Raw genomic sequence first — 244 nt, 5'->3', positions numbered from 1 at the left:
TGCTTGTGGGGATGAGGTGTGGAAGGAGGGGAGAGTGGAAGTTAGGGGAGGGAATAATGATCGCATGGGTGGGGATATTTGTGGAGAAGAAGTGGTGGGGAGGTTGTTGGAAGTTGTTCTCCAGGAAGAGGATCATATTGAGGTGATGAGGGTGGAAAGGGTGTTGGAGGTGTGGAATAATGGTGGTGAATAGGGGGTTATGGAGGTGGGGGAGTGTTAGGGGGATGAGACCAGATGGATTGGT

Annotated in this window: 1 protein-coding gene; it reads left to right on the top strand. The window is 51.6% G+C overall.

Features of this window, described 5'->3' with window-relative positions:
• A partial coding sequence (locus FS507_RS17995; protein WP_222121481.1) for a hypothetical protein occupies positions 1 to 193 on the top strand: 193 nt, incomplete at its 5' end.
• Between the last annotated feature and the right edge of the window lie 51 nt (positions 194 to 244).

The sequence above is a fragment of the Corynebacterium glyciniphilum AJ 3170 genome (genome assembly GCF_007673095.1).
GTDB lineage: Bacteria > Actinomycetota > Actinomycetes > Mycobacteriales > Mycobacteriaceae > Corynebacterium.
Note: the sequence above shows the minus strand (reverse complement) of the source record. Positions and strands in the feature narration are given on the sequence as shown.